General features: G+C 59.2%; 19 protein-coding genes and 4 tRNA genes. 6 read left to right on the forward strand and 17 right to left on the reverse strand.

The genetic code is table 11. The annotated features are described in order from the left end of the window. Position 1: 1 nt before the first annotated feature. Positions 2 to 1,042, forward strand: coding sequence for an AraC family transcriptional regulator (locus tag ACM6IM_RS17440; protein WP_414865827.1), 1,041 nt, complete (start codon positions 2 to 4; stop codon positions 1,040 to 1,042). A gap of 347 nt (positions 1,043 to 1,389) precedes the next feature. Here ACM6IM_RS17440 and ACM6IM_RS17445 read toward each other — a convergent pair whose 3' ends face one another. From ACM6IM_RS17445 to ACM6IM_RS17495, 11 genes are all read right to left on the reverse strand, one after another. Then, on the reverse strand, positions 1,390 to 2,226 hold the full coding sequence (locus tag ACM6IM_RS17445; protein ID WP_414865828.1) for a DUF2242 domain-containing protein: 837 nt from the start codon (positions 2,224 to 2,226) through the stop codon (positions 1,390 to 1,392). Positions 2,227 to 2,457: 231 nt separating this feature from the next. Continuing rightward, the gene (locus tag ACM6IM_RS17450; RefSeq protein WP_414865829.1) at positions 2,458 to 4,329 is read right to left on the reverse strand and encodes a SurA N-terminal domain-containing protein; all 1,872 of its coding nucleotides are present in this window, start codon (positions 4,327 to 4,329) and stop codon (positions 2,458 to 2,460) included. 231 nt (positions 4,330 to 4,560) lie between these two features. After that, complete coding sequence (locus ACM6IM_RS17455) at positions 4,561 to 4,833, reverse strand: HU family DNA-binding protein (protein ID WP_002552737.1); 273 nt, start codon at positions 4,831 to 4,833, stop codon at positions 4,561 to 4,563. Between the two features lie 148 nt (positions 4,834 to 4,981). Further along, entirely contained in the window at positions 4,982 to 7,378 is a 2,397-nt protein-coding gene (gene lon, locus ACM6IM_RS17460; protein ID WP_192304527.1) for an endopeptidase La, read from the reverse strand. 161 nt (positions 7,379 to 7,539) lie between these two features. Next, positions 7,540 to 8,823 carry an ATP-dependent Clp protease ATP-binding subunit ClpX gene (clpX, locus tag ACM6IM_RS17465; RefSeq protein WP_047527529.1) on the reverse strand — a complete coding sequence of 428 codons (1,284 nt, stop codon included), beginning with the start codon at positions 8,821 to 8,823 and terminating at the stop codon, positions 7,540 to 7,542. Positions 8,824 to 8,936: 113 nt separating this feature from the next. Continuing rightward, positions 8,937 to 9,572 (reverse strand): ATP-dependent Clp endopeptidase proteolytic subunit ClpP, encoded by a 636-nt coding sequence (gene clpP / locus ACM6IM_RS17470; RefSeq protein ID WP_201190882.1) that lies wholly within the window; start codon positions 9,570 to 9,572, stop codon positions 8,937 to 8,939. Positions 9,573 to 9,666: 94 nt separating this feature from the next. After that, positions 9,667 to 10,977, reverse strand: a complete 1,311-nt coding sequence (gene tig / locus ACM6IM_RS17475) for a trigger factor (protein WP_201190885.1) — start codon at positions 10,975 to 10,977, stop codon at positions 9,667 to 9,669. Between the two features lie 395 nt (positions 10,978 to 11,372). Then, a tRNA-His gene (locus tag ACM6IM_RS17480) sits at positions 11,373 to 11,448 on the reverse strand. A 76-nt stretch (positions 11,449 to 11,524) separates the two neighbouring features. Then, a tRNA-Leu gene (locus ACM6IM_RS17485) sits at positions 11,525 to 11,609 on the reverse strand. A gap of 57 nt (positions 11,610 to 11,666) precedes the next feature. Continuing rightward, positions 11,667 to 11,742, reverse strand: a tRNA-His gene (locus ACM6IM_RS17490). A 32-nt stretch (positions 11,743 to 11,774) separates the two neighbouring features. Beyond that, positions 11,775 to 11,851, reverse strand: a tRNA-Arg gene (locus ACM6IM_RS17495). Positions 11,852 to 12,126: 275 nt separating this feature from the next. On the opposite strand from ACM6IM_RS17495, the gene folD reads away from it, so the two are divergent. Both folD and pbpG read left to right on the forward strand, forming a co-directional pair. After that, positions 12,127 to 12,981: a bifunctional methylenetetrahydrofolate dehydrogenase/methenyltetrahydrofolate cyclohydrolase FolD gene (gene folD, locus ACM6IM_RS17500; RefSeq protein WP_201190887.1), complete on the forward strand. Its 855-nt coding sequence runs from the start codon at positions 12,127 to 12,129 to the stop codon at positions 12,979 to 12,981. Positions 12,982 to 13,219: 238 nt separating this feature from the next. Further along, positions 13,220 to 14,158 (forward strand): D-alanyl-D-alanine endopeptidase, encoded by a 939-nt coding sequence (gene pbpG, locus ACM6IM_RS17505; protein ID WP_192304535.1) that lies wholly within the window; start codon positions 13,220 to 13,222, stop codon positions 14,156 to 14,158. Between the two features lie 112 nt (positions 14,159 to 14,270). Here pbpG and ACM6IM_RS17510 read toward each other — a convergent pair whose 3' ends face one another. The 3 genes from ACM6IM_RS17510 to ACM6IM_RS17520 all read right to left on the reverse strand — a co-directional run bounded on the left by ACM6IM_RS17510 (position 14,271) and on the right by ACM6IM_RS17520 (position 15,480). Then, positions 14,271 to 14,486, reverse strand: coding sequence for a hypothetical protein (locus tag ACM6IM_RS17510; protein ID WP_201190891.1), 216 nt, complete (start codon positions 14,484 to 14,486; stop codon positions 14,271 to 14,273). Between the two features lie 18 nt (positions 14,487 to 14,504). Continuing rightward, entirely contained in the window at positions 14,505 to 14,711 is a 207-nt protein-coding gene (locus ACM6IM_RS17515) for a DUF6021 family protein (RefSeq protein ID WP_192304539.1), read from the reverse strand. Positions 14,712 to 14,805: 94 nt separating this feature from the next. Next, positions 14,806 to 15,480: a peptidase C39 family protein gene (locus ACM6IM_RS17520; RefSeq protein WP_192304541.1), complete on the reverse strand. Its 675-nt coding sequence runs from the start codon at positions 15,478 to 15,480 to the stop codon at positions 14,806 to 14,808. A 198-nt stretch (positions 15,481 to 15,678) separates the two neighbouring features. On the opposite strand from ACM6IM_RS17520, the gene ACM6IM_RS17525 reads away from it, so the two are divergent. After that, positions 15,679 to 15,846, forward strand: a complete 168-nt coding sequence (locus tag ACM6IM_RS17525) for a hypothetical protein (protein ID WP_414865830.1) — start codon at positions 15,679 to 15,681, stop codon at positions 15,844 to 15,846. A gap of 83 nt (positions 15,847 to 15,929) precedes the next feature. Here the strand turns inward: ACM6IM_RS17525 and ACM6IM_RS17530 are convergent, their stop codons facing one another. Further along, positions 15,930 to 16,679 carry a TerC family protein gene (locus ACM6IM_RS17530; protein ID WP_414865831.1) on the reverse strand — a complete coding sequence of 250 codons (750 nt, stop codon included), beginning with the start codon at positions 16,677 to 16,679 and terminating at the stop codon, positions 15,930 to 15,932. A gap of 27 nt (positions 16,680 to 16,706) precedes the next feature. Continuing rightward, a complete protein-coding gene (locus tag ACM6IM_RS17535) occupies positions 16,707 to 16,949 on the reverse strand; it encodes a hypothetical protein (RefSeq protein WP_192304547.1) in 243 nt (80 codons plus the stop codon). Positions 16,950 to 17,082: 133 nt separating this feature from the next. On the opposite strand from ACM6IM_RS17535, the gene nhaR reads away from it, so the two are divergent. Further along, complete coding sequence (gene nhaR, locus ACM6IM_RS17540) at positions 17,083 to 17,982, forward strand: transcriptional activator NhaR (protein ID WP_201190898.1); 900 nt, start codon at positions 17,083 to 17,085, stop codon at positions 17,980 to 17,982. 3 nt (positions 17,983 to 17,985) lie between these two features. Here nhaR and ACM6IM_RS17545 read toward each other — a convergent pair whose 3' ends face one another. Continuing rightward, entirely contained in the window at positions 17,986 to 19,140 is a 1,155-nt protein-coding gene (locus tag ACM6IM_RS17545) for an MFS transporter (protein WP_414865832.1), read from the reverse strand. 283 nt (positions 19,141 to 19,423) lie between these two features. Here ACM6IM_RS17545 and sstT point away from each other — a divergent pair, with 283 nt between their 5' ends. Then, complete coding sequence (gene sstT, locus ACM6IM_RS17550; protein ID WP_414865833.1) at positions 19,424 to 20,644, forward strand: serine/threonine transporter SstT; 1,221 nt, start codon at positions 19,424 to 19,426, stop codon at positions 20,642 to 20,644. Positions 20,645 to 20,686: the final 42 nt, after the last annotated feature.

Consider the following 20,686-nt stretch of genomic DNA (forward strand, 5'->3'; position numbering starts at 1 on the left):
GATGAAACCTACACCGATGCGCCTGGGCGACCTCTCGGTCGGCTTTGTTCACAGCCTGGCCGATGCGGTACGCAGCCACGGCATCGACCCGCAGCCGTTGCTCGAACAATACGGCCTGGACCCGGCCCGGTTGGGCGAAGCCTGCGCGCGCCTGTCGATCCCCCGCTACATGCGCCTGGGTCACAGCGCCATTCAGCTGACCGACAACCCGGGTCTGGGCTTGCGCATGGGCCAGCTCAGCCGCCTGAGCCAGGCGGGTCTGGCCGGGGTCACCGCCGCCCAGGCGCCGACGGTCCGGGAAGCGGCACGTTGCCTGATTCGTTTCGAAGCCCTGTACGGCTCAAACTACCGCGGCCAATCGAGCTTTCATGAAGACGCCCAGGGGGCCTGGCTGCGCTTCTACTCCATCAGCCCGTACAACGCCTATAACCGCTTCGTGGTGGATTCGATCATCGCCGGCTGGTTGCAGCAATTGTCCAGCGTCAGCGCCACGCCGCTGCGCGCCGAACGCATCGAGATCGAATTCGCTGAACCGGATTACCGCGAGGCCTATGCCGTACTCGGGGATTGTCCGATCCAGTTCGACGCCGAACAGAACCAGTTGCGCCTGGGCCTGGCCGCCCTCGCCCAGCGCAACCCGGTGCACTGCCCCAGTACCTGGCGACACCTGCTGCAATTGTGTGAACGGGAACTGGAGCAACTGACACGCACCCGCAGCCTGCGTGAACGCATCACTCAGTTACTGGGCCCGTTGCTCAATGGCGGTCGGGAACCCGACCTGGAAGAAGTGGCGGCACGCCTGAAGCTGCCCACCTGGACCTTGCGTCGCAGACTCGCCGAGGAAGGTACGCAGTTTCGCGCCATTCTCAACGACACCCGTCGCGACCTGGCCATGACCTACATTCGCGATACCGAACTGGCGTTCGGTGAAATCGCCTACCTGCTGGGCTTTGCCTCAGCCGAAGCGTTTCAACGCGCATTCAAACGATGGAGCGGTCAGACACCCGGCGAGTTCCGCCGCAGTCACCGCCAGTCCGCCTGACGCTTACAGCTCGGTAGCGTCTTCGGCCGGCTCCAGTGGGTCGAGTTCGAACGCCTGGTACTCGAGCAGCTCTTCCTGATAATCGTCCATTTCGAATCCTCCTGATAAATAACCTGATCAACTGACCAGTCTCTTGAGCATAAAGTGCCTGCGTGAAAGAAAAATGACGCACGCGACGCTTCGTCGCTACTGAATAAAACGTAGCAGCGAGTCAGGAATTTATCACAGGATTTTTTCACGACAGAGCGCGGGAATGGGCCGGGCTTGACCAGGATCAAGCCTGAACGCGTGCCGGGATCGCGGCCCGTCAGACGATCCCGGGACGGCGGGCCAACTCTACCGGCCGATCACAGGGCGGGAATCGGTTCGCTCGGTGGCGGCAGGTCCGACTGAGGGGGTGGCGTGACGGTTTCCGACGACGGGGCTGGCTCGGTACTTTGCGCCGGGGTCAGCGGGGCGGGCTCAGGTGGCGCTGCAACCGGTTGCGAGACGGGCTCCGGGGTCGCTGCCGGAGCAGGCTCCTGGGCCGGGGTCGGCGTCGGCGTCGGTTCGGCAGCAGGTGCCGGCGCTGGCGCCAAGGGGGCCGGGGCAGCCTGGGGTTCAGGCACACCCAGATCGGTTTTCGGCTTCTCGACGATGTGTGCGGCTTTCTTCGCTTCCGCCGGCAGGAACAACTCGACCAGGGCGAAGAAGCGCTCGTAGAACTTGGCCGACGAGACAGTCTCGCTCGCCACCTTGACCATCGAATCGTCCGACGAGCCAATCGGCATCGACACGGACCCCAGCACACCCACGCCCAGGCTGGCGGAATTGTTGGTCTTCTTCAGTGCGTAGCTGTCCTGCAGGGCGTTGGCGAACATGGTCGCGTGATGCCCTTCGCTGCCGTCGTCGGCACACACCACGCTGAAGCTGATCTCCATGTGCGTCTCGCCGGTCTGCTGGAAGCTCTTGTGACCGGCAATCAGTTTCGGATCGCTGCTGGTGATGATGTAACCCTGACTGAGCAATGCGCGACGGGCGGCTTCGCAGCTCTGCTTGTCGGTGACCGGGTAGTTACGCGAAAAGGTACCGGAATCATCAAAGTTCTCATGCTCATAGATGGCGGCTTTCTTCGACGAGCACCCGGCTGCGGCGGCCAGCACCAACGCCAGCCCGACAACCCGTACGGGAAATGATTTAAACATTGAGCATCCTGATGAAAACGGTCCGACGCGTATTGTGCAACAGATCGTTGCTTAGCGTCGCATCGATTAGTGTCTTGAAACAGTTACAGTGTACTGACCGACATTTACCGCAAAAAGTCGTTCGACAAAAACTTCAGGTGACAGACAGCATCGGCCTGTTCTTCCTGGGCCCACAAAAAAACCCCGGTCTTTCGACCGGGGTTTTCAGGGTGCGGGAAACTCAGCCAGGCCTCAGTAGCGCTGGATGTCCGCTTCGGTTTCCAGCTGCTTGCGGTACGCCGCGAAGTCCTGCTGGCCAATGCGCGACGCAAGGAAGCGACGGTATTGCGCCTTCTCTTCTTCGGTCGGAGCGGCCGCTTCGTTGACAGCGTTCAGGCGCACGATCACCAGGCTACCATCGGCCAGGGTCACGCTGCTGAAGGTCGGCTTGTCCTTGCTAGCCGGTTTCGGCATGCGGAACAGTGCCTGCAACACAGCCGGGTCAACCCCTTCCTGAGCGCGGGTTGCAGTGGCGGTGACCTTCCAGTTCTGACCGTCGATGGCCTTGTCCAGTGGCGCCTTGCCATCGCGCAGGTCGGCGATCAGCTTGTCAGCCCGGGTCTTGGCATCAGCACTGGCGTGCTCCTTGGTCAGCTGGCCACGGATGGCGGCAGACACGCTTTCCAGCGGCAGTTGCGAAGGCTTCAGGTGCTCCTTGGCGCGCAGCACGATCACGGTTTCCGGATCGAGTTCGATGGCGGTGCTGTTGGCACCCTCATCCAGCACTTCAGGACTGAACGCAGCAGCGATCACCGCACGGTTGGCGGCAACACCCTCGCCACCTTCCCGGCCAAACGGCTTGGAGGTGTGAACGGTCAGCTTCAGGTCCTGCGCCGGCTGGGCCAGGTCGGAGGACTCGAACGACGAATCTTCCAATTGCTTGGTCGCCTCGACGAAACGCTGTTCGACCTGTTGGGTTTTCAGCTCGCGGGTCAGTTTGTCCTTGAGGCTGGCGAGGGTCGGAACCTCTGGCGCTTCGACACCCAGCAGCTTGATCAGGTGGAAACCGAAGTCGGTGCGAACCGGCGCGGACACTTGATCCTTGGCCAGCGCGTACAGCGCGGTTTCGAACGCAGGATCGTAGACGCCAGGGCCTGCGTAACCGAGGTCACCGCCGTTGTTCGCCGAGCCTGGGTCCTGGGACAGTTCCTTGGCCAGGGCCTCGAACTTCTCACCCTTGGCCAGACGTGCCTGGATTTCCTCGATTTTGGCCTTGGCTTGCGCCTCGGTCACCTTGTCGTTCACTTCGATCAGAATGTGCGCAGCCCGGCGTTGCTCGGACAGGTTGGCGATTTCTTTCTGATACGCCGCTTGCAGGTCTTCATCCTTGACGGCGACCTGATCGAAGAAGGACGACTTCTTCAATTCGATGTAATCGATGATCACCTGATCAGGTGTCATGAATTCCTTGGCATGCTCGTCGTAGTAGGCCTTGACCTCATCGTCGGTCAACTTGACCGCTGCCGGGTCAGCCTTGACGTTGATGGACGCGAAGTCGCGGGTCTGTTTTTCCAGACGGGCGAAAGCCAGAACCTGGGCATCGGTGACGAAACCGCTGCCGGCCAGACCTGCGCGCAACTGACCGATCAGCATTTCCTGAGCCAGCATCTGGCGGAATTGCATGCGGCTGTAGCCCAGCTGACGAATGACCTGATCGAAGCGCTCCGGACTGAACTTGCCGTCCACCTGGAATTCAGGCGTTTGCAGAATCACCTGGTCCAGCGCCGCCTCGGAGAAAGCGAACTTGGATTTTTCCGCGCCTTGCAGCAGCAGCTTGCGATCGATCAGACCCTTGAGGGCCGCTTCGCGCAGCATTTTTTCGTCGAGCAAGGACGCATCGAAATCCTTACCGAGCTGTTGCATGAGCTGGCGGCGTTGCATATCCACCGCCTGGCTCAGCTCGTTCTGGCTGATTTCGTCGCCATTGACCTTGGCCGCATCATTCTTGTGCGTCGTAGCCTGAAAGATGGCGTCGAAACCGGTCAAGGCCATCAGTACAACGATGACCCCGATAATGGTCTTGGCAATCCAGCCTTGTGAATTGTCCCTGATATTTTGCAGCATGCGTCCCCCAGAAACGGTTGAACTTCAAAAATAGGCAACCGTGGAGCGTGGGTAGAATCCGGATAGAAGAAAGGCGCATCCGAGGATGCGCCTTCTCGTAACTGGCGAAGCGGACCAAGAATTCGAATTTGCGACCCTTGGTGTCTCGGACCGGCAATCTGCCGGCTGGCCTACCGCTCCGCTGCCAGGTCAGGCTTGAGCCCGACCCGGACAGGTAAAACCTGAATCAACTTAGTTGACAGCTTCTTTCAGCGCTTTACCGGCTTTGAAACCTGGTTTTTTAGCGGCGGCGATTTCCAGTGTCTTACCGGTCTGTGGGTTACGACCGATGCGAGCTGGACGATCAGTCACGGAGAAAGTACCGAAACCAACCAGAACTACGGAGTCGCCAGCCTTGAGAGCGCCAGTGACGGATTCGATTACAGCGTCCAGCGCACGGCCAGCAGCAGCTTTCGGGATATCAGCGGATGCAGCGATAGCATCAATCAGTTCCGACTTGTTCACTCTAAAGTCCCCTTATATCTATTTGAGTATGATTCTAAGTTTTTTGGTGAAAGCAAAAACGAGTGCTGAATGGCCTACAGACACTTAAGAGCCGCTTTATAACAAGGGCTCTAAAAAGCTGTCAACAAGCCCCCCAGGCAAATGCGTATTAATGCGTGCTAATTCTTTCCTTAGAGTCAGACTCGCGTTTTTCATCCTTTGCGACGATCTCCGGAGCTACATCGGGCAAGGGCTCCGGCGCGTATTGCAGCGCAATTTGCAGGACCTCGTCAATCCATTTAACCGGTTTAATCTGCAGATCCTGCTTGATATTGTCAGGAATTTCCTTCAAATCGCGGACGTTCTCTTCAGGAATGATCACGGTCTTGATACCACCGCGGTGAGCCGCGAGCAGTTTTTCCTTCAGGCCGCCAATCGCCAATACCTGACCCCGCAGGGTGATTTCGCCGGTCATCGCGACATCGGCACGCACCGGAATGCCGGTCAACGCCGATACCAGTGCCGTGCACATGCCTACGCCCGCGCTCGGGCCATCCTTCGGCGTCGCCCCTTCCGGCATGTGGATGTGCGTGTCGCGCTTCTCGTGGAAGTCCAGGGGAATCCCCAGGCTTTTCGCACGGCTGCGCACGACAGTCTGGGCCGCAGTGATCGACTCGACCATCACGTCACCCAGCGAACCGGTCTTGATCAACTGGCCTTTGCCCGGCACCACGGCCGCTTCGATGGTCAGCAACTCGCCACCCACCTGAGTCCACGCCAGACCGGTCACCTGACCGATCTGGTCCTGGGATTCGGCCAGGCCGTAGCGGAATTTACGTACGCCGAGGAAGTCCTCGAGCATCGACGCGGTGACCTTCACCGAGAAGCGTTTTTCCAGCGCATGCTCTTTGACCGCCTTGCGGCAGACCTTGGCAATCTGGCGCTCCAGCCCACGTACACCGGCTTCGCGGGTGTAGTAGCGGATGATGTCGCGAATGGCGTCTTCTTCGAATTCCAGCTCGCCTTTCTTCAGGCCGTTGGCCGTGATCTGCTTGGGCGAGAGGTATTTGACGGCAATGTTGATCTTCTCGTCTTCGGTGTAGCCCGGCAGACGAATGACTTCCATCCGGTCAAGCAGCGCCGGCGGAATGTTCATGGAGTTCGAGGTGCACAGGAACATCACATCCGACAGGTCGTAGTCGACTTCCAGGTAGTGATCGTTGAAGTTGTGGTTCTGCTCCGGATCGAGCACTTCCAGCAACGCCGATGCCGGATCGCCACGCATGTCGCTGCCCATCTTGTCGATTTCATCGAGCAGGAACAGCGGGTTGCGGACCCCCACTTTTGTCATCTTTTGAATCAATCTTCCTGGCATCGAACCGATGTAGGTCCGGCGATGGCCGCGAATTTCAGCTTCATCGCGCACGCCACCCAGGGCCATGCGTACGAATTTGCGGTTGGTGGCGTGAGCGATCGACTCGGCCAGGGAGGTTTTACCCACACCTGGAGGGCCCACCAGGCACAACACCGGACCACGAATTTTCTTCACGCGCTTCTGCACGGCGAGGTATTCGAGAATACGTTCCTTGACCTCTTCCAGACCGTAGTGGTCGGCATCGAGGATGTCTTCCGCGCGCGCCAGGTCCAGACGCACCTTGCTCTGGGCCTTCCACGGCACCTGGACCAGCCAGTCGATGTAGGAACGCACCACGGTCGCCTCTGCGGACATTGGCGACATCTGCTTGAGCTTGTTCAGCTCACCCTGGGCCTTGGCCAGGGCATCTTTCGGCAGGCCGGCGGCATCGATGCGCTTTTTCAGCTCTTCGATTTCATTGTGGCCTTCGTCGCTGTCGCCCAGCTCTTTCTGAATGGCCTTCATCTGCTCATTCAGGTAGTACTCGCGCTGGCTGCGCTCCATCTGCTTCTTGACGCGACCACGAATGCGTTTTTCGACCTGCAGCAGGTCGATCTCGGCATCCAGCAGCGCCAGGACGTGTTCGACCCGGGCCGACAAATCGATGATTTCGAGAATTTCCTGCTTCTGCTCGATCTTCAGGGCCATGTGTGCGGCCATGGTATCGACCAGGCGACCCGGTTCATCGATGCTGTTGAGCGACGACAGGACTTCAGCCGGGACTTTCTTGCCCAACTGCACATATTGCTCGAACTGGGCCAACAGGCTGCGCACGAACACTTCCGACTCGCGCTCGGGCGCGTCGACTTCATCGATCAGCGAGACTTCGGCACGGCAGTGACCGTCCACTTCGCTGAAGCGCTCGACGGTACCGCGTTGCTCGCCTTCGACCAGAACCTTGACCGTGCCATCAGGCAGCTTCAGCAGCTGCAGGACGGTCGCAATGGTGCCCACGCGATAAAGTGCATCTTCACCGGGATCGTCGTCGGCAGGGTTTCTCTGGGCCAGCAGAAGGATCTGCTTGTCGCCCGTCATCGCGGCCTCGAGGGCTTCGATGGATTTCTCGCGCCCCACGAACAGCGGGATAACCATGTGCGGATAAACCACGACATCACGCAATGGCAAGAGAGGCAATTCGATGGTTGTCTTCATGATTTCGCCTCTACGGCGGCCACAAGGCCGGAAACAGATGGAATTGAGCTTGAAACCAAGATGGGGGCTGCCTTGAAAAAAAACAAGCGCAAAGACAGGGTTAAAACGCGGAAAAAGCAAAGGGGCCCGAAGGCCCCTTCCCTGTTCCAGCTGCGGGACGCTTAGGCGTCTGGCGCAGCCTTGGCAGCCGGCTCACTGTTTTCGTAGATATACAGTGGCTTGGACTTGCCTTCTATGACGCTTTCATCGATCACGACTTTACTCACCTCGGACTGCGAGGGGATTTCGTACATGGTGTCGAGCAGCACACCTTCGAGAATCGATCGCAGGCCACGGGCACCGGTCTTGCGTTCCAGGGCACGTTTGGCCACCGACTTCAGTGCGTCGGCCCGGAACTCCAGGTCCACGCCTTCCATTTCGAACAACTTGGCGTATTGCTTGGTCAAGGCATTCTTCGGCTCGGTGAGGATCTGCATCAACGCAGCCTCATCAAGCTCGTCCAGCGTGGCAAGCACTGGCAGACGACCGACGAATTCCGGGATCAGACCGAACTTGACCAGATCGTCAGGCTCGACTTCACGCAGGGACTCGCCCACCTTCTTGCCTTCTTCCTTGCTGCGCACTTCTGCGTTGAAACCGATGCCACCCTTGGTGGAACGGTTCTGAATGACTTTCTCCAGACCGGAGAACGCACCACCGCAGATGAACAGGATGTTACGGGTGTCGACCTGAAGGAATTCCTGCTGCGGATGCTTGCGACCACCCTGGGGCGGAACGGAAGCGACCGTACCTTCGATCAACTTGAGCAAGGCCTGCTGCACACCTTCACCGGACACATCACGGGTGATGGACGGGTTGTCGGACTTGCGCGAGATCTTGTCGATCTCATCGATGTAGACAATGCCCATCTGGGCCTTTTCCACGTCGTAGTCGCACTTCTGCAGCAGCTTCTGAATGATGTTCTCGACATCCTCACCCACGTAACCCGCCTCGGTGAGGGTGGTTGCGTCGGCGATGGTGAACGGAACGTTCAGCAAGCGGGCCAGTGTTTCGGCAAGCAGGGTCTTACCCGAGCCTGTCGGGCCGATCAGCAAGATGTTGCTCTTGCCGAGTTCGACGTCGTCATTCTTTTTGTCACGCTGATTCAGACGCTTGTAGTGGTTGTACACCGCTACGGCCAGAATCTTTTTCGCGCGTTCCTGACCAATCACGTATTGATCAAGAATGCCGCTGATTTCTTTAGGCGAAGGCAATTTATGCGCGCTGCTCTCGGCCTGTGCTTCCTGCACCTCCTCACGGATGATGTCATTGCACAGGTCGACGCACTCGTCGCAGATAAAGACCGAGGGGCCGGCAATCAACTTGCGTACTTCATGCTGGCTTTTGCCACAGAAGGAGCAATAGAGCAGCTTGCCGTTGTCCTCGCCGTTGCGGGTGTCAGTCATTCGTTCGATCCAAATCCGATAGGCTTGCAACACAAGATGAAGGCTATTGCGGGCTTTTTCAAGCCCGCCGATGATCGGACACGCCGACCAAGCCCTATTTTGAGCCGCTTATTTTACGCTGGGCGCGAAGTGATCACTTCATCGATCAGACCGTACTCACGGGCGGCTTCTGCACTCATGAAGTTATCGCGGTTGGTGTCGCGCTCGATTTCTTCCAGAGTACGCCCGCTGTGCTGGGCCATCAGCTTATTGAGGCGCTCGCGGATGAACAGGATTTCCTTGGCATGGATCTCGATATCCGAGGCCTGGCCCTGAAAACCGCCCAGTGGCTGGTGAATCATCACGCGCGAGTTCGGCAGGCAGTAGCGCTTGCCCGGAGCACCGGCGGTCAGCAGGAAAGCGCCCATGCTGCAGGCCTGGCCGATGCAGGTGGTCGACACGTTGGGCTTGATGAACTGCATGGTGTCGTAGATCGACATGCCCGCCGTCACGGAACCGCCTGGGGAGTTGATATAGAGATGGATGTCCTTGTCCGGGTTTTCCGCTTCAAGGAACAGCAATTGCGCACAGATCAGGTTGGCCATGTAGTCCTCTACCGGACCAACCAGGAAGATCACTCGCTCCTTGAGAAGACGCGAATAGATATCGTAGGCGCGCTCGCCACGAGCAGACTGCTCGACAACCATCGGGACCAGGCCGCCGGCGGCCTGGATATCAGAGTTCTGCTGAATATACGAATTACGGAACATGCTCTGCAGTCACTCCCAAAATAGTTATGTCTTGAAAACGCATAAGCCAGCACGAATGCTGGCTTATGGTGTGTACGTCTTAACGCAGGAACAATCAATCGGCTTGTGGAGCTTCTACCGGCTTGACCGCTTCTTCGTAAGAGACCGATTTGTCGGTCACGCTAGCTTTCTGCAGAACAGTATCCACAACTTGCTCTTCCAGCACAACCGAACGGACTTCGTTCAGTTGCTGGTCGTTCTTGTAGTACCAGGACACGACCTGCTCAGGCTCCTGATAGGCCGAAGCCATTTCCTGGATCATGTCGCGAACGCGCGCTTCGTCAGGCTTGAGTTCGTACTGCTTGACCACTTCAGCCACGATCAGACCCAGCACGACGCGACGCTTGGCTTGCTCTTCGAACAGCTCGGCCGGCAGTTGGTCAGGCTTGATGTTGCCGCCGAACTGCTGAACGGCCTGCACGCGCAGACGATCGACTTCGTTGGACAGCAGGGCCTTCGGCACTTCGATCGGGTTGGAGGCCAGCAGACCGTCCATGACCTGGTTCTTGACCTTGGACTTGATCGCCTGACGCAGTTCACGCTCCATGTTCTTGCGAACTTCGGCGCGGAAGCCTTCCAGGCCGGTTTCCTTGATGCCGAATTGAGCGAAGAACTCTTCGTTCAGCTCTGGCAGCGTTGGCGCGGAAACAGTGTTCACGGTCACGGTGAACTCGGCAGTCTTGCCAGCCAGGTCGAGGTTCTGATAATCCTCTGGGAAAGTCAGGTTCAGAACACGTTCTTCGCCGGCTTTGGCGCCAACCAGACCGTCTTCGAAACCAGGGATCATGCGACCCGAACCCAGTACCAGTTGAGTACCCTTGGCGGAACCGCCAGCGAATACTTCACCGTCAACCTTGCCAACGAAATCGATGTTCAGCTGATCATCGTTCTGGGCAGCGCGATCGGCCACTTCGAAACGGGTGTTCTGCTTGCGCAGCACGTCCAGCATCTTGTCCAGATCCGCATCCGCCACGTCGGCGCTCAGGCGCTCGACACTGATGCCTTCGAAACCGGCAACGGTGAATTCAGGGAACACTTCGAATACGGCAACGTATTCCAGGTCCTTGCCAGCTTCCAGGGATTTCGGCTCGATCGACGGCGAACCCGCCGGGTTCAGCTTCTGCTCGACCACAGCTTCATAGAAGGAGGACTGGATCACATCGCCCACAGCTTCCTGACGCGCATCAGCACCGAAACGCTGACGAATCACGCTCATTGGCACCTTGCCTGGACGGAAGCCGGCAATCTTGGCCTTTTGGGCAGTCTGTTGCAGACGCTTGTTGACCTGAGTCTCGATGCGCTCAGCCGGCACGGTGATGCTCATGCGGCGCTCAAGAGCAGAAGTATTTTCAACAGAAACTTGCATGGATATTCCTCGTTGCACAGACGTTAGCCGGCCGTTACCGACCCAAGAATCAAGGGCATGCATTCTAGAGGGTCAAACTCAAGAAGTCACCCTACTGAAAACGGGTAAAAACACAGCAGGCAATTTAGAGGGAAGAGCGCACCAATGCACCCCGCCCCGACAGCAAATACAACCCCTCACGCCAGGGCTCTGCGACAACCCTTCTATATATAGAAGGAGCCGCCGACCGATACCCTGGCCGTCGCCGCTGCCAGAAAAAGCGGCCAGCAGCGTGGCAGCATCGAGAAACATAAATTCGACGAAACGCCCTGCTCGCGTGGCCCTTGACCCGCCACCACTCAAACCACTGAAACAAAAAAGGCGCCAGACTGTTAAATCTGGCGCCTTTCGGAATATGGGGTGGACGATGGGGATCGAACCCACGACAACGGGAGTCACAATCCCGTGCTCTACCAACTGAGCTACGCCCACCATATTGCGTGACAAAGAAGCCAAACAACCTCTTTGCAGAACTCCAGCCAGGCCAGCGGCTTGAATGAAGCTTATTTGGTGCGGATGAAGAGACTCGAACTCTTACGCCTCGCGGCGCTGGAACCTAAATCCAGTGTGTCTACCAATTCCACCACATCCGCGGATTGAAGCGGTTAAAGCAAAGGCGCCAGACTGTTAATCTGGCGCCTTTCGAAATATGGGGTGGACGATGGGGATCGAACCCACGACAACGGGAGTCACAATCCCGTGCTCTACCAACTGAGCTACGCCCACCATATCGCGTTACTTGTGCCAAAGCTGCCTAATGGCGCACCCGGCAGGACTCGAACCTGCGACCATCCGCTTAGAAGGCGGATGCTCTATCCAGCTGAGCTACGGGCGCCTTATTAATCTGTACCCTTGGAGGACTACAAACTAAGTGCTTTCCGGTTTCGCAAAACCTTGATTCTGCTTGACCTTCATAACCAGTGCTAGGCTGTGCCCGACAAGTGCGACGAATAGTATAGAGCGCCCCAAGGGTCGTCAAATCCTTTTTATAAAAAATTCATTTAATTAAAGGGGTTAGGGGAATTTGCAGACCAAGCGCCTTTGCCCTCACCGCCTGACATGCGAGAATGCGTTCTCTTTTTTTCCCCTCTCGATGGTTAATCACGCGCAATGACTGCACAACTAATCGACGGCAAATCGATCGCCGCCAGCCTGCGCCAGCAGATCGCCAAACGCGTTACCGAGCGCCGCCAGCAAGGCCTGCGCACACCCGGTCTTGCGGTGATCCTGGTCGGCAGCGATCCCGCCTCTCAGGTTTATGTCTCGCACAAGCGTAAAGACTGTGAAGAGGTCGGCTTCATTTCCCAAGCCTACGACCTGCCTTCCGAAACCACCCAGCAAGCGCTGACCGACCTGATCGATCGCCTGAACGAAGACCCGGCAATCGACGGCGTTCTGCTTCAGTTGCCTCTGCCGGAACACCTGGACGCCTCCAAACTGCTGGAGCGCATCCGCCCGGACAAAGACGTCGACGGTTTCCACCCTTATAACGTCGGCCGCCTGGCCCAGCGCATTCCATTGCTGCGTCCGTGCACGCCCAAGGGCATCATGGCGCTGCTGGAAAGCACCGGGGCGGACCTGTATGGCATGGACGCCGTGGTCGTCGGCGCCTCCAACATCGTCGGTCGGCCGATGGCGATGGAATTGCTGCTTGCCGGTTGCACCGTGACCGTCACCCATCGCTTCACCAAGGACCTGGCAGGCCACGTCGGTCGCGCCGACCTGGTGGTGGTGGCTGCCGGCAAGCCCGGCCTGGTCAAGGGTGAGTGGATCAAGGAAGGCGCGATCGTGATCGACGTCGGCATCAATCGCCAAGACGACGGCAAGCTGGTCGGCGACGTCGTCTACGATACCGCCCTGCCCCGTGCCGGCTGGATCACCCCGGTCCCGGGTGGCGTGGGCCCGATGACCCGTGCCTGCCTGCTGGAAAACACCTTGTATGCAGCCGAAACCCTGCACAGCTGAGTCCACGCGGCAAGCCAGGCGACAAACACAGGAACCCCGCCATTGGCGGGGTTCTTTTTGCCCGCAGGTTTAACATGACCACTCGCCGGAAACCTGCTGTTTTGTAGGGGATTTCGAGGACTTTCACCTGTTGATTGAACAACCATCGACAGTTCTTCAGCCATACTCCTAAAATGCGTCGGCTTGAAGAAATAGCCCGTTACAAAACGACTAATCCATACCTTATGAGTCTGCCAGCGTGAAAATTCGTCTTTCCATCCTGAGCCTGTTTTTCGCCTTTACAGGGACGTTCCTCACGCCAACGGTCAATGCAGCCGACACCACCGCCGCCCCCCGAGACGCCAAGCAACTGAAGATCGCCTCCGGCAGTGCCCTGTTGATGGACCTGCAAACCAACAAAGTCATCTACGCCAGCAACCCGGACGTGGTTGTCCCGATCGCCTCGGTCAGCAAACTGATGACCGCATTGGTGGTGGTCGAAGCCAGGCAGAACATGGACGAGTACATTTCCATCAACATCAGCGACACCCCGGAAATGAAGGGCGTGTTTTCCCGGGTCAAGCTCAACAGCGAAATGCCGCGTCGGGAAATGCTGCTGATTGCCTTGATGTCCTCGGAAAACCGCGCCGCTGCCAGCCTGGCCCACCACTATCCGGGTGGCTACGCCGCATTCATTGCCGCGATGAACGCCAAGGCTCGGGCGCTGGGAATGACCAACACCCACTATGTCGAACCGACCGGCCTGTCGCCGCGTAACGTGTCGACGGCGCGCGACTTGAGCAAACTGCTGATCGCTGCCCACAAGTACCCGATCCTGACCGAACTGAGCACCACCAAGGAAAAAACCGTTTCGTTCCGCAAACCCAATTACAGCCTGGGTTTTCGCAACACCGACCATCTGGTCGGCAAACCGAACTGGGATATTTCGCTGACCAAGACCGGCTTTACCAATGAAGCCGGCCACTGCCTGGTGTTGGTGACGCGCATGGGTAACCGCCCGGTGGCGCTGGTGATTCTCGATGCATTCGGCAAGTACACACACTTCGCCGATGCCAGCCGCATTCGCAACTGGGTAGAGACTGGCAAGAGCGCCGACGTTCCATCGGTGGCTTTGCAGTACAAGTCGGAAAAGAACCTGAAGCAACGCCAGGGTGGCGTGGCCGAGGCTTCCAAGTAACGGCCTTCACCCTGTGGGAGCGAGCCTTCCAGCGATGCATGCACTGCAGGCACCTCAGGGTGACTGTCAGCTGGCAATCGCGAGCGGGCTCGTCCCCACAGGGTTTCAACGCTCAGTCATTGGGCAACGGCATCTGGTCATCGTCGGGTATACCGTCTCCGGCGCTCGGATCCCTGGTACCCCGAGGAGGCTCGGTCGGCACCACCGCAGGCCTGGCCAGGGGGTCACGCAGCGGGCTGTCGGGATCCATCACCGGGTCAACGTCGTCTTCCGGGGTGGTGGGAACGCTGTCCGGATGCTTGTCGTCAAAACTCGAATCGGTAGACATACACACCTCACTCGAACGTCAGGGTTTCAGGTCGGCCAATGGGTCGTAGGGTTTGGCGGGCGCTTTGTCGTCCTCGCCCGGCTTGACGTCCCTCGGTGCCTTGGCTGGTCCGGCAGGGTCTACTTGCGGATCGGCCAGGTCGGGAGAATCAGGGTCGAATCCCAGCTCGTCGCCTGAGGAATGCTCGGACGAATGCGGGCCGGAAGGATGCTTGGAATCGGTCATGGGTGCCTCCAGGATCTGGCCCGGAAACATCCGGGCACTTACCCTTCAGAGGACGATCGCACGAGGCCGTGCGATGCAGATGACGAACGGAAGGTTATTGCGCGTCAAGCGCCTTGCGCGCGCGGGCCGCGGCCTGTTCCTGGCCGGCCTGGGCCAGTTCGCTCGCTGCATTCAACCAGCGTTGCCGGTCGACGTTGGCTGGAATCTGGTTCGGCTTCTGGATCAGTACCGCCCAGCCACCGGCGCTCTCGAAGGCAGACTCGAACGAGCCAAAGCTCATCGACTCCCGGCGATTCATCCCGGCTCGCAGCAACACCGTCTGTTTCTGCCGGTCGTAACCGGAAAGAATGACGTAGCGCGACTCAGCCCAGAACGCCGACCCTTCGGTAAACCGCACCATCACCGGGTAGCCGGCGGCCACCTGGGCCAGCAAAGCAGGCAGGTTGCTATCGAGGGGGTAAACGACCATGCCGTATTCACGTGCCAGGTTCGGAATGCTTTGCTGCAACTTCGCTTCAGCGCCCGGGAGATGCAGGGGCTTCTCGAGCAAACCTGGGGTGATGACCACTCCTTGCTGGGACAACAGGCTCGCCAAGACCTGCGGACCGCTTTGATAACTGGTTCCGCGGTAGAACGTGCCACTGAGCTCCACCCGCTCCGGCAGGCGTTTGACCTCCGGTGCCACGCTGCCCGCACAGCCCGCCAGGCCCACCATGCAACCGGCAATCAATGCTGCCATTCGAATTCGCGACATTGCCCGCACCCTCATCCCTCTCTATTCAATCCAAGTGCTGGATCATAGGGCGCCAATCGGCGGCGGTATAGCTTTTACCGGCAGTCACACGATTTCGATAGAGCGAAGTGGTTGGTCACAGGCGACCTTTGGTCAATAGCTTGAAACACAGCACCGACTAGACTGTCACTGGTAAAGAGTGTGTGCCCGTTGCAGGGCAAAGAGGAGGCACTGATGAGCCTGACAATGACCATCGTGATGTTGATTTCCGGCTGGCTGGCGGTCGCCGCCGCCATGTTGTGGGGGGTCCTGCGAATTGCACGCCGGCACCACCACCCTGCCCCGACGGCGCGGGTGGAAAAGATCGAAAAAACTACTGTACGCCACGCCACCGCGCACTGACGGGCAACCGTCACCCATTGCGAATAAATGAAAAGGCCGCCTGGGCTCTTGCGAGCGCAGGCGGCCGTTTTGTTCATCCCCTGTCAGGCTTCGGCAGCCACACGCTTCTGTTTGGCCCGCCGCGACATCATGTTCAGAACTTCGATAGCGGCCGAGAACGCCATGGCTGCGTAGACGTAGCCCTTCGGTACGTGGGCGCCGAAACCTTCGGCGATCAACGTCATGCCGATCATGATCAGGAAGCCCAGCGCCAGCATCACCACCGTCGGGTTGTCGTTGATGAACTTCGCCAGCGGGTCAGCCGCCAGCAACATCACCAGCACCGAGACCACCACCGCGATGATCATGATCGGCAAGTGCTCGGTCATGCCGACGGCGGTAATGATGCTGTCGATGGAGAACACCAGGTCGAGCATCAGGATCTGCCCGATCGCCGCGGCAAAACCCAAGGTCACCGTCGACGTTGCCGTTTTCGGATCCTGCGGAGCCGGGTCCATGCTGTGATGGATCTCGGTCGTTGCCTTCCACAACAGGAACAGGCCGCCGGCGATCAGGATCATGTCCTTCCAGGAGAAGGCATGGCCGAGGATTTCAATGACCGGCGCGGTCAATTGCACGATGAACGCGATGGTGCTCAATAGCGCCAGTCGCATGATCAGCGCCATGCCGATACCCACGCGCCGGGCTCTCTGCCGATATTGCTCAGGCAGTTTATTGGTCAGGATCGAGATGAAAATCAGGTTGTCGATGCCGAGCACGATTTCCATCACCACCAGCGTGGCCAAGGCGACCCAGGCGGTGGGGCTTGCAGCAAGTTCCAAAAGGTATTCCATGGGTCAGTCCTGATTCTTGATGACGGTTTAGATTTCCTGGGACGAAGATTCGGTTTTTTCCTGATCTTCGCCTGACGATTCTTTCTTGCTGATCAGCCCGCCGGTGGCGTCGCTGAGCGCCTGCTCGGCGGCTTTGTGCGTATCGTCGATCGCCTGCTTGGCGCTTTCGGCCGCCTTGCCCATCAGTTGCTGGGCGCTTTTTTCGGCTTGCTCGCAACCGGCCAGTAGCAGCAGAGACGCGGCCAGTAACGCCGTGGTCTTAAGGTTCATGGTGCTTCCTCGATTGAACAGATCGGGCCGCATCGGCAGCCGTTGATAGCGAGGCATTCTAGGCAAGCAAACACTTCAGGAAAATTCGTATTTTTACCGGTTATACTTCGATTTTTACGAACTGTAGAACGCCATGATCAACTATCGCCAATTGCATTACTTCTGGGTGGTGGCCAAGACCGGCAGCATCGTGCGGGCCTGCGAGCAACTGAACCTGACGCCACAGACCATCAGCGGGCAGATCTCCCTGCTGGAACAGACCTACGGCATCGAATTGTTTCGGCGAGTGGGGCGACAGCTGGAACTCACCGAAGCCGGGCGCCAGACCCTGCCGTACGCCGAACAGATGTTTCAGCTCGGTGGTGAACTGGAGTTGATGCTGCGGGCGCAACCCAATGAACAGCAGATCCTGTTTCGGGTCGGCGTGGCCGACGTCGTGCCCAAGTCCATCGTCTACCGCCTGATCGCGCCCACCATGGAACTGCACGAACCGCTGCGCATCACCTGTCGCGAAGACAAACTCGAACGCTTGCTCGCCGACCTGGCGATCCAGCGCCTCGACCTGGTGATTTCCGACAGCCCGATGCCCTCGCACCTGGACATCAAGGGCTACAGCCAGAAGCTCGGCGAATGCGGGATCAGTTTCTTCGCCACCGCCGAACTGGCGGCGCAATACGGTCAGGACTTCCCGCACAGCCTGCAGGGTGCACCGCTGTTGATTCCGGGGCCGGAAACCGTGGTGCGCAGCCGTTTGCAGCGCTGGTTCGCCGAGCAGCAGATCCAGCCACGGATTGTTGGCGAGTTCGACGACAGTGCCTTGATGCAGGCATTCGGGCAATCGGGAAGCGGAATCTTCATCGGCCCGAGCGTGATTGCCGATGAAGTGAAACGTCAGTATGGCGTGCAGTTGCTCGGCCAGACCGACGCGGTCACCGAATCGTTCTACGCCATTTCAGTGGAACGCAAGGTCAAGCACCCCGGTATCGTTGCGATTACCGAAGGTGCCCGACGCGAGCTGTTTACCGCCCTGTAGGACTCAGGCGCAGACTTCCCGGGGCTTGAAGGTCATCAGTGCCATGGCCAGCAGAATCGACATCAGGATCAGGCCGGCCGCCGCAAAGCCCAGGCCTTGCAGGCCGACGCTGTCGATCACCCGACCACCGATCATGGCGCCCAGGCCAATACCGAGGTTGGCCCCGGCAATGTTCAACGACGCGGCAAAGGCTGGCGCCTCGGGCGCGGCCTTCATCAAGCGCACATGGCTGACCAGGAACAGCGCCGCCTGGGTCACGCCCCAGATGCCCATCGCCGCCGCCAGCCCCAGCGGCGAGTGAATGTTCGGCACTAACGTCACCATGCCGGCAATCATGAAGGCGCAAAATGTCATCGAGGCGATCAGCGGGTGACGATCCACCGCGCGCCCACCCAGCGAGTTGCCGATCAGGCCCACCGCGCCGAAGCCCATCAGGCACCAACCGACCACCGTGCCGTTGAAGCCGGCCAGGCGCTCGAGAATATCCGCGAGGTAGGTGTAAGCCGTGAACATGCCGCTGAACACCACGATCGACAGCACGACATGGCCCAGCATTAAGGGGCTGCGCAGGATCTTGAACTGCGAACGCAAACTCACCTGATGCTGGTGCAGGCTGGTTTTCGGCAGGTAGATAAACAGCAGCAGAGCCTTGGCAAAGGCGATCACCGCCAGGATGCCAAAGGCGCTGCGCCAGCCGAATGCATCGGAAATCAGCGTGCCGACCGGGATGCCGAACACCGTTGCGCAGACAATGCCAAAGCCGATCTTGGCGATGGCGCGCCCCGCGTAATCCGGCCCGACGATGTCCACTGCCGTCTCACTGGCCAGGGCCCAGAACACCGGCAACCCCAGCGCGGGCACCAGACGGGCGAACGCCATCACCCAGATGTTCGGCGCGAATGCCGCGAGGGTGTTGGCCAGGCCAAACATGATCAGCACCGAGATGAACAGCTTGCGCCGTTCGAAACGCGCGAAGTATGCCGTCAGGAACGGACCGAATGCCGCCACGGTGAAGGCGAACAGGGTCACCAGCAGGCCGGCCTGGGGAATCGTGACCTCGAGGTCCCGGGCGATGGCCGGCAGCAGGCCGACAATGATGAATTCCGTGGTCAACACCGTGAAACCGGCGGCGGACAACAGGAGGATGGGCAACAGCATGCAGAACTCCAGAAAAACGACGACACCAGCGATAGCCCGAAGGCCCACTGGCAGAGATGAAAATGAGGATGGCCGATGTTAACAGAGTGCTGGCCATCACGGTTGCACGAACCTGCAAATCCAGTGGGCCAATGGGGTGACAGTTGGTCACAGACCGGAAGGCGGAACACGACCAGCGCTGTGATAAAGTCCGCACCCTGCGATTTCCAACCCCTGTCCATCCGCCAGTGACTGGCCCCGATGTCGCAACACCCTCGCACCTGACCCATCAGAGATGTCGTTTATGACTGCTTCATCCCCTTCGCTGTTGCAACGCCTGAAAGGCTTGAGCCTGGTTTCGCAAATCATCATCGGCCTGATCGCGGGCATTGCCGTGGCGCTGATCGCGCCCGAAGTGGCGAAGTCCACGGCGTTCATCGGCAAAGTGTTCGTCTCGGCGCTGAAGGCCGTCGCGCCGATCCTGGTGTTCGTGCTGGTCATGGCGTCGATCGCCAATCACAGGCACGGCCAGGAAACTCACATCCGGCCCATTCTGTTCCTGTACCTGCTCGGCACCTTTGCCGCTGCGGTGGTCGCGGTCGTGGCCAGCATGATGTTCCCGTCGAATCTGGTGCTGAGCACCCACGACGTGGCCGTGACGGCACCGGGTGGCATCGCTGAAGTGCTGCAAAGCCTGCTGTTGAGCGTGGTGGACAACCCGGTCAGTGCCCTGATGAACGCCAACTTCATCGGTATTCTGGCGTGGGCCATCGGCATGGGTATCGCAATTCGCCATGCCGGCGAGACCACGCGCGAAGTGCTCGGCGACCTGTCCAACGGTGTCACCCTGATCGTTCGCCTGGTGATTCGTTTTGCTCCGCTGGGGATCTTCGGCCTGGTGGCTTCGACCCTCGCGACCTCCGGCTTCGGCGCGCTGGTCGGCTATGTGCAACTGCTGGCGGTGCTGCTCGGCTGCATGCTGTTCGTGGCGCTGGTCATGAACCCGCTGATCGTGTTCTGGAAGTTGCGCCGCAACCCCTACCCGCTGGTGATCACTTGCCTGCGCGAAAGCGGGATCACGGCGTTCTTCACCCGCAGCTCGGCGGCGAACATTCCGGTCAATCTGGAGTTGAGCAAGCGCCTGGGTCTGCACGAAGACACCTACTCCGTATCGATCCCGCTGGGCGCGACGATCAACATGGCGGGCGCGGCGATCACCATCACCGTGCTGACCCTGGCAGCCGTGAATACGCTGGGCATCGCCGTGGACATTCCTACCGCCATTCTGTTGAGTGTCGTCGCAGCCATCTGCGCGTGCGGCGCGTCAGGTGTGGCGGGCGGCTCATTGCTGCTGATTCCACTGGCCTGCAGCCTGTTCGGCATCCCCAGCGAAATTGCCATGCAGGTGGTGGCGGTCGGTTTCATCATCGGTGTGTTGCAGGACTCGGCGGAGACGGCGCTGAACTCCTCCACCGATGTACTGTTCACGGCGGCGGCCTGCCTGGGTGAAGAACAGAAGGCGTAGGCTTTTTGCAGCCATGAAAAAGCCCCCGCAACCCAAGGCTGC

Source organism: Pseudomonas sp. IT-P12, from assembly GCF_949767465.1.
Taxonomy (GTDB): domain Bacteria; phylum Pseudomonadota; class Gammaproteobacteria; order Pseudomonadales; family Pseudomonadaceae; genus Aquipseudomonas.